General features: G+C 57.2%; 11 protein-coding genes and 1 pseudogene. 10 read left to right on the top strand and 2 right to left on the bottom strand.

Features of this window, described 5'->3' with window-relative positions; all coding sequences use genetic code 11:
* Positions 1 to 335 precede the first annotated feature (335 nt).
* From H8S62_RS14940 to H8S62_RS14895, 10 genes and pseudogenes are all read left to right on the top strand, one after another.
* Positions 336 to 947: an InlB B-repeat-containing protein gene (locus H8S62_RS14940; RefSeq protein ID WP_186920092.1), complete on the top strand. Its 612-nt coding sequence runs from the start codon at positions 336 to 338 to the stop codon at positions 945 to 947.
* Complete coding sequence (locus H8S62_RS18155) at positions 908 to 2,041, top strand: InlB B-repeat-containing protein (RefSeq protein ID WP_341481070.1); 1,134 nt, start codon at positions 908 to 910, stop codon at positions 2,039 to 2,041. Before H8S62_RS14940 ends, H8S62_RS18155 begins: the two co-directional genes overlap by 40 nt.
* Positions 1,992 to 2,546 (top strand): annotated as a pseudogene (locus tag H8S62_RS18150) (InlB B-repeat-containing protein); the annotation flags it as partial. The gene H8S62_RS18155 and the pseudogene H8S62_RS18150, both read left to right, overlap by 50 nt.
* Positions 2,523 to 3,179: an InlB B-repeat-containing protein gene (locus H8S62_RS18145; protein WP_186920164.1), complete on the top strand. Its 657-nt coding sequence runs from the start codon at positions 2,523 to 2,525 to the stop codon at positions 3,177 to 3,179. The pseudogene H8S62_RS18150 and the gene H8S62_RS18145, both read left to right, overlap by 24 nt.
* 166 nt (positions 3,180 to 3,345) lie before the next feature.
* On the top strand, positions 3,346 to 3,672 hold the full coding sequence (locus H8S62_RS14920; RefSeq protein WP_186920089.1) for a hypothetical protein: 327 nt from the start codon (positions 3,346 to 3,348) through the stop codon (positions 3,670 to 3,672).
* Positions 3,673 to 4,091: 419 nt separating this feature from the next.
* Positions 4,092 to 4,523 (top strand): RidA family protein, encoded by a 432-nt coding sequence (locus H8S62_RS14915; protein WP_186920162.1) that lies wholly within the window; start codon positions 4,092 to 4,094, stop codon positions 4,521 to 4,523.
* Between the two features lie 24 nt (positions 4,524 to 4,547).
* A complete protein-coding gene (locus tag H8S62_RS14910) occupies positions 4,548 to 5,741 on the top strand; it encodes an MFS transporter (RefSeq protein ID WP_186920087.1) in 1,194 nt (397 codons plus the stop codon).
* 18 nt (positions 5,742 to 5,759) lie between these two features.
* Complete coding sequence (locus tag H8S62_RS14905; RefSeq protein ID WP_155146106.1) at positions 5,760 to 7,127, top strand: Na+/H+ antiporter NhaC family protein; 1,368 nt, start codon at positions 5,760 to 5,762, stop codon at positions 7,125 to 7,127.
* Between the two features lie 33 nt (positions 7,128 to 7,160).
* The gene (locus H8S62_RS14900) at positions 7,161 to 8,351 is read left to right on the top strand and encodes a pyridoxal phosphate-dependent aminotransferase (protein ID WP_186920085.1); all 1,191 of its coding nucleotides are present in this window, start codon (positions 7,161 to 7,163) and stop codon (positions 8,349 to 8,351) included.
* 33 nt (positions 8,352 to 8,384) lie between these two features.
* Positions 8,385 to 9,590: a pyridoxal phosphate-dependent aminotransferase gene (locus H8S62_RS14895; protein WP_186920084.1), complete on the top strand. Its 1,206-nt coding sequence runs from the start codon at positions 8,385 to 8,387 to the stop codon at positions 9,588 to 9,590.
* Positions 9,591 to 9,629: 39 nt separating this feature from the next.
* On the opposite strand, the gene H8S62_RS14890 is transcribed toward H8S62_RS14895, so the two are convergent.
* Positions 9,630 to 10,307, bottom strand: a complete 678-nt coding sequence (locus tag H8S62_RS14890; protein WP_155146100.1) for a helix-turn-helix transcriptional regulator — start codon at positions 10,305 to 10,307, stop codon at positions 9,630 to 9,632.
* 455 nt (positions 10,308 to 10,762) lie between these two features.
* The gene (locus H8S62_RS14885; RefSeq protein WP_186920082.1) at positions 10,763 to 15,385 is read right to left on the bottom strand and encodes a 5'-nucleotidase C-terminal domain-containing protein; all 4,623 of its coding nucleotides are present in this window, start codon (positions 15,383 to 15,385) and stop codon (positions 10,763 to 10,765) included.
* Between the last annotated feature and the right edge of the window lie 361 nt (positions 15,386 to 15,746).

Below are 15,746 nucleotides of genomic sequence, written 5' to 3'. Positions count from 1 at the left end.
TGCACAGACTGATTCGTTATATTGATCCGTTTCTCGTTTGCGCGGAAAGCTACACTGGATGGGGGGCTTCGCTGGATTCGCGGGCGAGATACGGAGACAGGGATGCGTATATCGATTTTACAAGGTACTGGCAAAAAATGCTTGAAACCATCGAAATTCGGTGGTTTCAAGCATTTTTTATTCGTGCACACATCTGCACCCTCAAAATATACCCGAAATCTATACTGCCGGGAGCGAACCGCTATCCAAAGTACGCTGTTTCATACAGAACAGCTTTCACCCTATTAGTCAAGACTCGTATATTTAAGGGCGGCTACCCTAACGAGGGGGATTTGGTGGATATAGAGCAGAGGGACGACGGCGTCACCGCCGCAGAGACCGTGGCTGAGGCGAGAGTTTATGCTGGCTTTACGGCACAGAGCTTTGCGCAGGAGACCACCGCCCCCGACGACTCCACCGTGGTGGAGATCCGGTACAGCCGCAACAGCTATCCCATAAACTGGGTGGTTGACGGCGAAACCACCACCGAGCAGGTGAAGTATGGGGCTGAAATCGTAACGCCCCAACCTCCTGCCAAGCAGGGCTACATCTTTGAACGGTGGCTCGGCTTTGACGAGGGTATGACCATGGGCACCGACGGGCAGACCTTCACCGCCCGGTGGAAGCCGGCGCCGGACACCGGGTACACGGTAAAGCACATTCTCCAGGAGCTGGACGAGAGCTATCCCGCCGAGGGAGACCTGGTGAAAAACGAGGTGAAAACCGGCGCCACCGGGAGCCAGACCGCCGCCGCCCCCAAAAACTACGAGGGCTTTACCCCGGGGCCGGTGACCCAGGCGGAAATCCTCCCCGACGGCACAACCGTGGTGGAGGTACTCTACGGCAGAAACAGCATCAGCAAAATGTTGTGGGCGATGAGTACACCCAAATCGGCAGGGATGAAGTGAAGTACGGAGAAACCGATACGGAAACGCCAGCGGCGGCCAATCACTACGAAGGCTTTACCCCGCTGGACTTTGAGCAGGTGAACATTGCCGGCGACGGCCTGGCGGCGGTCGATATCTTCTATGACCGTAATGTGCATACCGTCACCTGGGATATCAATGGTGCGTATACGACGCAGACCTGCCGCTACGACGCAGCCATTGCGGCGCCCAGGGCGGAGCGCACGGGCTATGCCTTCCAAGGCTGGAACGCCGCCCCCGAAAAAACCATGCCCGACCGGGACCTGGGCTACACCGCACAGTGGACTGCAAGGAGCTTTACCGTAAAATTCGACAGCCGGGGCGGCGGTCGGGTGGAGGGTATTTCCGTCACCTACGACGGCATATACCCGGCGCTGGCGGAGCCCACGCGCACCGGCTATACCTTTGCCGGCTGGTTTGGCGGCAGCACTCAAATCCGGGAGGGCGATATCGTCGCAGTCATAGCCGACACCACACTGGCTGCCCGCTGGAAGGCCAATCGCTACGCGGTCAACTTCGCACTGAACGGCGGCGCAGGAACGACGCCCGGGGGGATTACCGTGACCTATGACGGCACCTACAGCAAGCTCCCCGAAAATACGGCCGTGAAAACGGGTCACAGCTTCGACGGCTGGTACACGGCGGAGAACGGCGGCGCCAAGGTGGGGCCCTCCACAACGGTCAAAACCGCGGGAGACCGCACACTGTATGCCCGTTGGAAACTCAACGCGTATACCATCACGCTGGACGAGAACGGCGGCAGCGCGCTTTCCGACATCACGGCGGATTACGGCGCGACCGTCACCCTGCCCGGTCCTGAAAAGAAGGGGCATACCTTTGCAGGGTGGAAGCTGAATGAAACCACCACGTACCAGGCGGGGACGCAGATCACAATGCCGGAGGATGGCCTGACGCTTACCGCTCAGTGGAGCGTAAACCAATACACCGTGACCTTTGACAGCGCCGGGGGGCACAGACGTCGGGCCTGTCAGGGCGGATTACGGGCAGACCGTCCCGGCCCCGGCAGTTCCGGAGAAAAGCGGCTATACCTTTGTCGGCTGGCAAATGGACGGTGAAGACTTCAGCTTTGATACCCCGATTACCGACCACACTGTGCTGACGGCCAGGTGGGCCGCCACGGCGTATGCAATCACCTATCTCCATATGGACGGCGTGTCCCACAGCAACCCGGCGAGCTACACCATCGAAAGCGACGCGATTGCCCTGAACGCTGTGAACAGGGAGGGATATGACTTCGGGGGCTGGTACACAAGGGAGGATTTCACCGAGACCTCCAGGGTAGCCGGCATTGCCATTGCCCACGGCAGCACGGGGGCAAAAACCTTCTATGCCAAGTGGACGGCCATCACCTTCGGCGTCAACTTCAATGACAACACGCAGTCCAACAAGACCGCCTCCCAGAGCTTCAACTACGATCAGAGCCAGGCGCTGATGTCCAACCCCTTTACCAATCCGGGCTATACCTTTGAGGGGTGGAACACCGCGGCAGATGGCGCCGGCACAAGCTATTCCGACGGCGAAACGGTCAGGAATTTGATGGGCGTCACCCTCTATGCGCAGTGGGAGCCCATCGCCTACAGCATCTCCTATACCCTGGGCGCCGGAGGCGTTGGGGGGAATAATTCCACCAGCTACACCATTGAGACCGGCGACGTGGTGCTGAACGCGCCGAGCACCATCCATGCGGGCTATCAATTCCTGGGCTGGTTCAGCGGCGATACGCAGGTCATAGCCATTACCAAAGGCAGCACGGGCAATGTGGAGCTCACCGCAAAGTGGGGGCACAGCGGCGTATTCTCCCTCAGCTATGTGGGCACCAGCGGCAGTACGAGCACCTACCGCATCACCCGCACCATCCCCGCCGGGGCTGTCCCGAACCCCAATCCGCAGTATGTCTACTACCGTACCGTCAACGGTACCGCCATCGGAGGCACGGCGGAGGCGGTACACTTTAACCATGTGGGCGGCGAGAATGTCTATAAGACTTTTATGAAGGTCACTGACAATACCGATTATAACTCGAATACATCCCATGTGTTTGATATGAAAGACTATAGGGTATCGGCCAGCGACCTAAGCTATGACCAGTTGAGGCTATATTTTATTGGGACAACAAACAACACCGATCGTTTGTACGCCGGATTTACCATGAATATGCGAGAGGCAATGTTTGTCCGTGCGAGAAATGAATGACGATTCTGTTATGTATATCTCCTATGCAGAAATTGAGCATGGCGGGAGTGGTACGGATAAAAACTGGGCGGACTGGTCGGCGGATCTAAATCCACTGCCGCCGCTGAGCACCAAGGGACTGCGGTCCGTTTATGACGCATGGGGAAGCGGTAGCGATGATTGGTGGGTGAGAAACGTTCGCTTTAACGTCCGTGTCATCGACACCAAAGAGCCTGCGCAAATCGGCCTTGCTCCCATGGCGGAGGGACAGTACAGGCGGGGCGACACCATCACGCTCTCCGTGGTCTACGATGAAATCGTGGCAAACCGCAACAACGCAAGCCTCGGCAGTATCAGCGGACTGAGCCCGGCCAATGTGACCTATCGGGGGGGAGAGGGCACCAATATGCTCACCTTTACCGCAACGGTCAATCAGGACAGCTACGAGGTTGACAACATTGCCCTCATGGCGCAAAAGCCCATCGGGCAGACCGTTTACGATATGGCTTCCTAGAAATCGGGCCTGCCGTAGACTATACAAGGGTACACAAGTATGTTTTTCTGTTCCGGCTTGACTGCCGTGGTATTTTTGCTGTCCACACGGCACTGAGCAGAGTCCTTACCTGACATCAGCAGCACAGACGCACTGACTCCCACGACGCCGCTGTCCATGGATTCAGCCCCTACAGGAATGAAAGAGGCAAAAAAGAGCGGAGCTTTTAGAAAGCTCCGCTCTTTTTTGCCTCTTTCATCCGGTAGACTTTCGCAAAATGAAATTTTGTTCAGTTGTGGAAAACCATAAAATGATGCAGATTTGCCACAAATAACTTCGTCGACATTTAAGTATATGTAATAAACGACCAAAAAACTGTATTATTATTTTACGGTCAAAGATAATTAAATTTATTGACTAAAATTTATTTTATTATTATAATGGGCTTAGACAGAACAAAGGCAGCAGACCGACTGGAAAGAAGAGGAGGAGTTCATTTGAAAACGATAGCCACAGACAAAGCCCCGGCGGCAATCGGTCCCTATTCTCAAGCGGTTGTACAAAACGGGATGCTGTATACCTCCGGGCAGATCCCGCTGGACCCCTTGACTGGGGTGGTAAGCGGGGAGGACATCATGGAACAGACGCAGCGGGTTATGCTGAATTTGGCTGCAGTGCTGGAGGGCGCGGGGACCACGTTTGACAGGGTTGTCAAAACAACCTGCTACCTCCGGAACATGGAGGATTTCGGTGTATTTAACGAGATCTACGCAAAATATTTCATTAGCAGGCCCGCGCGCGCCTGTGTGGAGGTGGCTGCGCTCCCCAAGGGCGTTCTGGTAGAGGTGGAACTGATTGCGGCGCTGCCCTGAGCGGCAGTGTGAGGGATGAGCGTATTGAACACGGACGGATACGGCGGGGAGAAGCTCCTGACCTATGATTTCCTGGCGATATCAGCGGTAAGCCTTATCTCGGGCACCTATTCGATTATGCTTATGACTACGGTGCTGCTCTACGGTAACGCCGCGGGGTACAGCCCGGCGGCCGCCGGGCTGCTCTCCTCCTCGTTCGCATTCGCGTCGCTGGTGATGCGGCCGTTCACAGGATTCCTGGCGGACAGGTTTTCGAAGAAAAGCCTGTGTATGATCGGGCTGGCGGGATATATTCTGGCGCCGCTGGCGTTTGTTTTCACAAAATCCTATCTTCTGTGCTTAGTGGGGCGCATCATCTCCGGCGCTGCGATGGCGATGACCTCCACGGCCTCTAGCGCAATCGCCTCGGAAATCATACCAAAGTCCCGGTTTACGGAGGGAATCGGCTACTTTGGAATCGGCATGACAGTGGGGGCTGCGGTGGCGCCGGCGATAGGTCTGCGGCTGATTGCCCGCCTGGGATACGGCGGGATGTTCCTCTTCAGCTCAGCCATCTGTGCGGCGGCAATGGCCCTGATGGCAAGCCTTCCCTATTCCCGGTATCGGGTGAGCGCCCCGCCCGCACAAAGCCCGGCGGGACTGAAGGGCATTGTGGATGGCATGTACGAAAGATCGGCCGTGTTCGCCTCCGCCTCTACGCTGCTGATTACCGCAGCGCAGATCAGCGTCTCTCAATTCCTGCCTTACTACGCCCAGGGGAAGGGCGTGCAGGATGTGAGCCTTTTCTACCTGATATCGGCGGTGGGTGTGCTGCTGCCACGCCTGCTGGGCGGGGCGATGAAGCGGATGATATCGGACCGGAAACTGCTGCTGATGGGCTATGTGATTTTGGCAGCGGGCTACGGCGTCCTGTTTCTCACGACACCTTCCGGTGGGGCAATGGTGCTCTCTGCCATGCTCTACGGCTTTGGCCATGGAGCCAGCAGCATGGCGCTCAACTCCATGGCGGTTATCGACGCCGCGCCGGAAAAGGTGGGGGCGGCCAACGCCACCTACTGGGCGGCGGGTGATTTGGGCTTTGCTGTTGCGCCGATAGCGTGGGGCGTCTACTGCGGGCACATGCAGTACGGCGGCATCTACCTCATCTCCGCGATCCTGGTGAGCGCTGCGCTGGGCGCGTTTATTTTTCGGGGAAGGAAAAAACAAGAACCACAATAAAAGAGAGGATGTGTATCCATGCATTACGGACTGCTTTCTCTGATTCCTCCCGTTCTGGCCCTGTTCCTCGCGCTGTACACCAAGAATATCATGCTTGCCCTTTTCACCGGAATTGTCTCCTGCTCCATCATTGTCAACGGCTGGGGGTTTCTTCCCGCGATTTTCGACAGCTACCTGATGGAGGGCGTGGGCGGAAACGTGGATATGTTTATCTACATGTTTGTGTTCGGCGCCTTCATCGCCGCCATTAAGAAGGGCGGAGGCTTCGCCGCGTTTTCCGATTTTGCCGAGAAGCATTTCAACACGCCCAAAAAATCCAAGTTCCTCACCTGGCTGCTCTCCGGCATCGTGGTAAACCAGTCACTGGGCACCATCGGCGTTGGCTCCATCATGCGGCCCATCACGGACCGGCACAAGATCTCCCGGGAGAAGCTGGGCTACCTGCTCTCCACCACCGCGGAGCCGGTGACGGCACTGGTCCCCATCACGATCTACATCCTGTTCTTCGGCGGTATGATAAGCTCCATCGTACCCGGGTTGAACGGTCAGGAGGAGTATGTGAAGGCCATACCGTTCAACTTCTTCTGCATCATCTGCCTGGTGGTAGGGCTGCTGACGGCTCTGGAGGTGATTCCTGATTTCGGCTATATGAAGAAGCGGGAAAAGGCGGCCCGGGAGAACGGCGAGCTGATCCGGCCCGGCTCCAGCCCCATTGAGACGAAGGAACTGGACGAGATGCAGGCGCCCGAGGGCATCAAGCCCGACTTCCTCTGCTTCCTGCTGCCGTTCATCGCGTTTTTCGCGGGCATTATTATCATCCGGATTCAAACGGGAATGTTCTCTCTGGGCACCCCCATTCTGGTGGGCTTTATCGTGTCCATCGCCTACCCGATCATCCGCAGGTATTTCAAGTTTTCCGACGTGATGGACCTGCTGATCAACGGTGCGAAAAGCATGGTGCCCGTGTGCCTGATTCTGGCGCTTGCATTCGGCTTCGGCAAGTCCGTGGCGGCGGTGGGCTTTGCGGCCTACATTGTGGAGATGACCCAGTCCATCCTCACCCCGGCCATCCTCCCCGCAGTGGTGTTCGTCATCTGCGCGGTGGCCTCCTACGCCACCGGCAGCCTCATCAGCGCCTGCGTGATTCTGGCGCCCATCGCCGTGACGCTGGCATACAGCGTGGATGCCAACCTAACGCTGACCATCGCCGCTCTGGTAGGCGGTTCTACCTTCGGCGACTGCTCGTCTCCGCTTTCCGACATTGTGATTGAGTCCGCCATGGGTGCGGGCGTGGACGTGATGGACCTGGGCAAGGCTCAGCTGCTGCCACGGCTCATCCTGGGCGTGGTGACCGTCGCACTATACCTCGTATTCGGCATGATTTAAAAAGCGTTATGGAATACTGATTGGAGGGTGGATATGTTTAACCCAAGGACTTTGATGGACCCCGCGTTTGCAAAGAAGACCAGCAAGGGCGGCACATTTTCGTTCCAGATGGACATGAAGAAGCAGCCCACGGCGATGAACTGGGCGGACCCATACCGGCCCAACGATACGGTGCCGCCGCACGTCAAGCAGGCCGTCATCGACAGCCTCAATACCACTGCGGCCCACTACAGCTTCCCGACGGGGGACATGGAACTGCGGGAGGAGATAGCCAAGCGGGTCCTGAAGCTCAACGGTGTAAAAATCGATCCCCGTACCGAGCTGACCATCTCCAACGGCTCCGATTCGGCATTCGCCTATGTAATGCGTCCATTCCTCGTACCGGGGGAGGAGAACGAGGTCCTGATCCCCGTTCCCTCCTACGCCCACAATTTTGACGTCCCGCCCCTTATCGGCGGCAAGTCGGTCATGGTGCCAACCAGAGCGGAGAATAACTTCGACCTGGACATAGAGGAATTCGAGAAGCGGGTTACGGACAAGACCCGACTCGTCGTGTTTACCAATCCGAACAATCCCACCGGGACTGTCTATCGGCGGGAGACCATGGAGAAGCTGGCCGAGTTCTGCATCCGGCACAACCTCATCTGCGTGGTGGACCAGTGCTTTGAAGACAGCGTTTTCGACGAACATGAGTTTGTCAGCATAATGGCGCTGCCGGGTATGTTTGAGCGGACCATCACCATCGGATCGATCTCCAAGGGAATGGGGCTGTGCGGCTTCCGGGTGGCGTATATCGTTGCCCCCGGGGAGATTACCGACGTGCTTCATGAGACTGCCGTCCTCTTTGTGGGCGCTACAAATACCATGGCCCAGGCGGGGGTGACCGCCGGACTGCGGGATACGCGCTTTATGGAGGAGCTGCGCCGGGAGTGGATGGTCCGGGCGGAGATTTTGGGCAGCATTTTGGACAGCACGCCCCATATCAGCTATGTAAAGCCGGAGGCGGGCTTCTTCTTCTGGATTGACGTGTCCTACTACGGCACCGATCGGGAAGTGATGCAGTATTTGGTTGAGGAGGCTGATGTTCTGGTCAGCACCGGCAGCGGCTTTACCGACCCCACCCATATCCGGGTGATCTACGGCTGTCTTCAGGACAGGCAGGAGTGTATCAGCGCGGTCGAACGTATCAAGGCTGCGCTGGAGCGGCATCCACGCAACCGGTGAGGCGGCGCGCAGAGGAAGAGGAGGCGGAGACCAATGAGCGTACGGCGTTTAATGGACCCGGTATACCGGGACCTGAGAGGGGTAGGCTTTGACGGTTATGAGGATTTTATGAAGCGGACGGATCTGGATTTCTTCACGTTCGCTGATCCCTTCTATCCGGACGCCTGTATCCCGGAGCATATCAAGCAGGGAATATACAGCTCGCTGGAGTCCAATGCCGCCCACTATACGCTGCCCGTGGGGCTGGACGAGCTGCGCCGGGCAGTGGCGGAGAGGGTGCGGCGGGTGAACGGCATACAGGTGGACCATAATAAAAACATTATTATTACCAGCGGATCGGACTTGAGCTACAATTTCGCAATGCGCCCGTTTCTGACACCGGGCGAGGAGAACGAGGTCATGGCGCCGGTACCGTCCTACACACATAATTTCGTCTCCCCGGGGCTGATGGGCGGCAAGACAGTACCTGTACCCACCTATGCGGAGGACGGCTACGATCTGCGGATAGAGGAGTTTGAACGGCGGGTAAGCGCCAAAACACGCATTGTCTCCATCACCAACCCCAATAATCCCACCGGCACGGTATACAAGCGCGAGACATTGGAGCGCCTGGCCGAATTCTGCATCCGCCACGACCTGATCCTCTTTGCGGACCAATGCTTTGAGGAGCATACGTTCGACGGATACGAAATGTTTAACATTATCAATATACCCGGCATGTGGGAGCGCACCATCCTCTGCAACTCATTTTCCAAGAGCATGGGGCTGTGCGGCTTTCGCCTGGCCTATCTGGTGGCCCATGAGGAGATCATGAGTGTACTCCAGGCCTGTGCGGTCCAGTACGTGGGTGCGCCCAGCACCATGATCCAGTGCGCGGGTATCGCCGCACTCAGGAATAACGCCTTTGTGGAGGATATGCGCCGGGAGTTTCAGGTGCGGGCCGAGGCGGCGTACAGACTCCTTAGTGATATCCCCGGCGTCAAATGCACCATGCCCCAGGCGGGATTTTACATTTGGCTGGACGTGGGGGAACTGGGTACCTCCAAGGAGGTCTGCGACTATCTGCTGGAGCAGGCCCGCGTAGTGGTCACCAGCAGCGACGGGGATATGTGGGGACCCGGCACTGGGCGGTACGGCGTACGGATTATCTACGGCTCCAGGCGGGACCGGGATGAATGCTTCGGTGTTCTGGAGCGTATACGCCAGGCACTACTCAACTACCCGAAAGCGGGAAGCTGAATGAACAATAAAACGGGCGGCGCCGCGGCGCCGCCCGTTTTATTGCTCAGAAGCTGATTTCAGGTTTCGAATATGCATATAGACGGTGTTTCTGCTGATATTGAGAAGTTTTGCGGTCTTGGCGACGGAGTCCTTGAGCTTGAAAATCCCCCGGGAGGCGAGGATGCGGAGAATCTCCTTATTTTTGCAGTTGGCCGGGACAGCATAGTTTTCGTAGACTTCCTGCCGGACCTCCGCCACGGCGCTCTCGATCAGATCGTCAATGTTCTCGGCAAAGTTCTCTCCGCTCTGGGAGGTGGAGAGGGGGGCCTTCTGCTCGCAGAAGGTGGAGACTACATCGGTAAAGGGGGTGTTTAAGTAAAAATTGATGCAGAGCAGACCGATAGTGCGGCCCCTCTCCCCGGAGATTGTAATGGTCGCGCTTTTAAGGGGTTCGCCCTTCTTGTTCTTGGTGTAGTAGGAGATGCTGCCGGCGCCGTCCTTCCCGTTGATCCGCTCTAGCATGGAGAGCGCCAAATCGGTGATGGGCGCGCCCTCGGTGCGGCCGGTGTGAAAGCCATTGATGATCTTGATGACAGAGTGATCGTAGTTTTCCAAACTGTGGAGGACGAACTCATACCCGTCGCCCAGGTAATCGGAGAGTCCCTCCAGCATGTTCTTGTAGGATTCGAGAATCAGGCGGTCCGTATAGGTAAGGGACATATGTTCTTCGTTCATAATAATCCTCTAATCGTCTTTATGTACTGACCGGCACCTATTGTGTGTTATTTTATTATAAAATAGATTTCATGCTTCTGCAACCGGACAGAAAGAAATCTAAGGAAAAAATAAAATAAAATGCAGGCGTCTTTCAAGATGCTTCCCCGGCGGGCTCCTCCCGGCAGCAGACGCTTCAGGCGCTCTGTCAAACGGCTGGGAGGTGCCGTGCAGATGGATGTGCTGGTGGATACACGCATAGAGTTCAGGAAGACGCGGCGCAGCGTTTTTGAGAGCGTTTATCTTCCGCGCATGGAACCTGAATGATGAAAGGGGATCTGCAGCAGCTGTTTATTTGACATACTCAGCCGGCACTGATGACGAATTTGAAAACGGGGGGAGCGTCAAACAGATGAGAGACGGGGGCCGGACTTTTTAGCCCGGCCCCCGTCTCTCCACGGAAAGAAGGAAGAAGGTTATTTCACCACTGACTGCACAAAGCGAGTCAGAATGGTGGCGATTTCAGCCCGGGTGGCGATGCCCTGGGGATCGCTCAGACCGCCGGGCTTTCCGGAGATCAGGCCGTACTTGACGCACAGCTCCATGCTGTCGCCCGCCCAGCTGCTGACTGTGCCGAGGTCGGTGAGGCCGTCGGTGCCGGAGACCTCATCCAATGCAATCCCGGCATACTCCATGTAGCGGATTAGTATGGTGCAGAGCTGCTCGCGGGTAATCGCGCCGTCGGGGTAGAAGCCGCCGCCGGTGCCGGTAACCACGCCGGCCTCTGCGGCCCAATCCACCGCGTCGGTGTACCAGGTGTCCCGCGCCACATCGGTGAAGCTGGAGACGGTGGCTGCGTCCTCGCCGGCAATGCGGTGGAGCACGGTCACCAGCATGGAGCGGGTCATCAGGGCGTCGGGGGAGAAGCTGCCGGCGCCGGTACCGTTGAAGAACTCACGGGAGGTGACGAAGGAGATGGCGTCGGCGGCCCAATAGCCGCTGCTTACGTCCTCAAAGCGCTTGCCGTTATCCACGATTTTGTAGGAGCCCGTGACTTGGGCAATGTAGGAGACGGCGCCGCCGTCTATCACGGAGAAGGGCAGAATCACGCTGGATCCGTCCTCCAGGGTGACCTGAATGACGTCGCCCTTGTCGGTCGGGTTTACAATCATGGCATTGATATCGGCGCCGCTGGAGAGGGTGCCCGCAGGGATGGTGACGGTGAGCTCGCTGCCGGAGATGACAATAGGCTTGGAGGCGTTTTCTCTGATGAGCTGGGCCTGCTGGGCGCCGGAGAGGCCGGCGTTGAGGGTGACGGAGACCTTGTCGCCGCCGACGGAGATTTTTGAGGTGTTTTTGGAGGGCTTGCCGGAGGTGGAAGGCACATAGACGTCGTCAGGGTCTGTGACAGCCACGTCATACCCCAGGCTCCATCCGGAGGGGGCGGGGGCGATGCCGTGAGCAGTGCCTTCCGTCTCGCTCTTGACAAAATTTGCAACCATCTGTGTGACAAGGCCCTGCTCATCTCCCAAGGCGTCCTGGGAGGACCAGAGGGCGCCGGCAATGATTTCGGCTTTCTCTTCCGTGCTGGAGGCGTCCTTGCCCATGGCCTTGACGAAGGGGTCCTGGCCAATAACATAGTTGTTGACGCCCACAACCAGGGTGCTGTCGGCGGTAATCGCTTCGCCGGTGGAGGAGCGCTTCAGGTTTACAACGCGTTCACCCTCAGGCTTTGCAAGGTCGTATTGGAAGTCAAGCCCGTAGAAGAGCGCGGTGACGAAGTTGTTTTGGACCTTGTAGGTGACATCGTCCCCATCCACCTGCGCGGAGTAGAAAGCTGCGACGCCCTCTAGCCAGTCCTTGAGCTGGGCTCCGGTCATCTCCACCGCGTAGAGGTAGTTGTCGTACCTGTACATACGGTAGATGTCCTTGAGGGAGATGTCGCCCGTACTGACGACGTAATTCCCGCTGACGATGGAGGTGGTGGCGGCGGCGTCCATCTTGACGCCGTTTTCCCCGGCGGTCCAAATCTGCGCGCGGTTGATAAGGTCGATGGTGTCGTTGTGGCCCATCTTATACTGCGTGCTGCCATCCCACTGGCCGATGGCGGTTCCGTACTTGGCGTTGACATAGGCGGTGGCCGCGTCGGCGGCGGGCTTGATGAGGGCGGTCAGGCCAGCGTCGTTCTCCAGGCTGTTGAGGCTCAGGTTGCCCTGATCGGCCACGGTGACGGAGAAGCCGCTTTCGGCATCGTAGGTGACGGAGAGGAGCGCACGGGCCAGGGAACCGCCGCCGCCGTTGATGACGGGGATATCCCTGCCGTTGGCGTCCTTGGCGGTCCTGGAGCGGTAGGACTGGTGGTCGTGACCGGCGATGACCAGATCGATGCCGGTATTCCCGGCCACCATGCGGGCAACCTGGCTCTCCGTGTTGGTGCCGATGGTGAGGTCGCCGGTGATGTTATTGCCGCCCATACCGGAGTGATAGGAGACGATGACGAAGTCGCAGCCTTCACCGCCGTCTGCAGCGGGCTTGCGCAGCTGAGTGACATATTTCTGTGCCTCAACAGCCATGTCGCGGGTGGGGTTGCCGGGCGGTGTCAGGGTGACGCCGCCGGTTCCGTCGCTGTTCACACCAAAATTGGCGGGGACGTCAAACTGGTCGCAGTCGGTGTTCTCAAAGCCGATGATTCCGACCTTGAAGGCCTGGCCGTTGACCTCGAAGGTTTTGGTGGTATAGGGGGTGAAGGCGTTCTTGTCCTTATTGTCGCCGTCTCTCCAATAGAGGTTGGCCGCCAGAACGGGGACGCTGGAGCCGTTGCCGTCGTCAGCCGCGCTCAACTGGGCGTACATGGCCTGGGTGGTCTCCCAGGGATAGTTGAACTCGTGATTGCCAAGGACAAAGGCGTCATAGCCGATGCTGCGCAGGGCGAGGACCATGGGGTTATCCCGGCCGCCGCTGGAGAGAATGTTGTAGGTGGAGACGGTGGTGCCCTGGAAGAGGTCTCCGTTGTCCACCAGAATGGTGTTTTCCTCCCCGTAGGCGGAGCGGATATCCTGCACCGCGGTGGCAACCTTGAGGAAACTGTTCTTCACCGCCGCATCAGTAAGTACGTCGGTGTTCCAGACCTTACCGTGCATATCTGTAGTGGACATGACCATAATTTGGGTGACGGGGTCCTTGCCTGCGTTTACCGTCCAATGTGTCTCAGAGCCGGGAGTGAGTGCTTTCCCACCCTCACACATGGCTTTGATGTACTCACCGATAATAAGGGTGACGGAGCCGCCGACGGCGCCGAACTCGGCGTCAACAGTGCCGTCCCAAATGGCCTTGCTCATATCAATTCCGGTGGCGGCAAACCAGCCGTATTCGTCGGCCTCGGCATTGGCTGCAAGGCGGTAGCTGGAGAGGGCCACCACAAATTTATCCGTAGGCTTCACCTCGGAGCCGTCGGGCCAGGTCATATTCCTTACCCGGTTTCCCTCGGCCTCACCCAGATAGACGTCGTAGTTGATGCCGTAGGCAATGTCGGTGCCGAATCCGCCGCCGGTGACGCTGCCGTCCTTGATACTGTAGGTCTTGGTGCAATGCTCCAGCCAGTTTTTGAGTTGCTGGCCGGTCATCTCAATGGCGTACAGCAGATTGTTATCGTATTTATAGAAAGAATAACAATCCTTCAGGCTGATATCGGCGGTGTCGGCGCCGTCTGCAAAAAGATTGGAGAGTGTAAACCCTCTATTCGCAACAGGGGTGGTAATGGAAACAAAACGAGTGTCGGCATATTTCCCGGCTTCGTCACTTCTGGCGAGGCCCTCTTTGGCGGCCCAGATCTGGGCCTTATGAACGAGGTCATAAGTATCGGCCTGTTTGGTATGATAGGAGGAAATGGAGTCCCACTCGCCGGACAGGGCGCCGATCGGCGACTGCACAAACGCCACAGACAGATCGTAGACGGGCTGGATTAAGGCCTTAAGTCCCGAATCGTTCGAAAGGTCCTCGGATGAAAGCGCTATCAGGGAACTCTCGCCAAACTCATAGGTACCGTCACTGTTTAAGGTAATTACGGTTTTGGTCAGCTGGCTGGTGCCGCCGTTGACGCAGGGAACACTTTTTCCGGCGCCATTGGTCAGTGTCCGCGTTCCGGAGCTGTGGTTATGTCCGGCAACGACCATGTCAATGCCGGTGGTGTTGGCCACAAAGTGGGCCACCTGGCTCTCCACATTGAAGCTGCTGGCGCTGCCCTCGCCGGAATGGGCGGCCACGATGACGATGTCGCAGCCGGCCTCCTTGAGTTCGGCCTGCCATTTGTTTTCCCATTCCCAGGCGTAGGAACGTTCGGCATTGTCGTCGCTCCAAAACTGCATACCCTCATAATGGGATGCAACATCCCAGTTGGGGACATTCATATTTTCAAAGCCCAAAACACCGATTTTGAAGGTCTTGTCTCCGACGGTGAACTCTTTGATGATATAGGGAACATAGGGAGCGGCAACCTCACCGGTGCCGGTATCCAGCAGGTTTGCACACACGGCCGCCACCGGCGTACCGGGTAATGCGTCCGGCTGGCCGGAGCCGTCCGCAGGCGCCGCCAGCATGTCATAGAAATTGTTTTGAACCTCCAGAGTATAGTTAAACTCGTGATTCCCGGGAACAAACATGTCGTATCCGCAATAACGCAGACACAGAGCAACCGGGTTGTTCTTACCGCCCTGGACGTTCACGTTGTAGCTTGTGATGGCAGTGCCCTGGATGGAATCACCATTATCAATTAAAATGGTACCGCCCACAGCTGCACGTTCCTGCTCCATCGCAGCAGCGACCTTCAGGTAGCTGTTGGCGATGGTGCCGCCGACAGGGTTCTGATCGTAGACCTTGCCGTGCATATCGGTGGTGGTATAGACTCCGATCTGGATGGAAGCGGCTGGAGATTCTGCGGGAGACGGGACATCGGCGGGGGTCTGCTCGTCGCTCAGAAATTCGGTTAAGGGAGGTTCGTCGGAAGGGTCCGGGCTTTGTGCCAGGGATGGGGTGGGGAGGAGCGAGAAACACAGTGCGAGCGTGAGGATAATTGCCAGGAGGCGATTGCGTTTCTTCTTCACAGTTCTCATCCTTTCTTTACTTCCAAAAAAATACAAAAGACGTGGGAATATTCCCACGAAGAAAACGGGTATACCCGTTTTCTTAATTTATACTATTTACCGCTTGCCAAACACCACTCCCTTTGTATTTTTTACATATTTAGGGTACCTTGATTATAGTTAAACTAAACATATTAGTCGCGGACAAATGTCCTAAAATTGGTCAAAAAATGATATATTGTGGGCGGCGAGACGCCGGAGAAAGAAAGCAATACGAACCGGAGCGCCATAAAAGCGCTGCTCATGGGAGCCTGGACGGCAGCGGCAAATCCCGATTGGACTGGACCGGCCCTTCGCAAGCAACCGGGGGGACAGCATCTTT

It is taken from the genome of Lawsonibacter faecis (genome assembly GCF_014287675.1).
Taxonomy (GTDB): domain Bacteria; phylum Bacillota; class Clostridia; order Oscillospirales; family Oscillospiraceae; genus Pseudoflavonifractor; species Pseudoflavonifractor faecis.
This window is presented reverse-complemented; position numbering and strand designations above follow the sequence as displayed.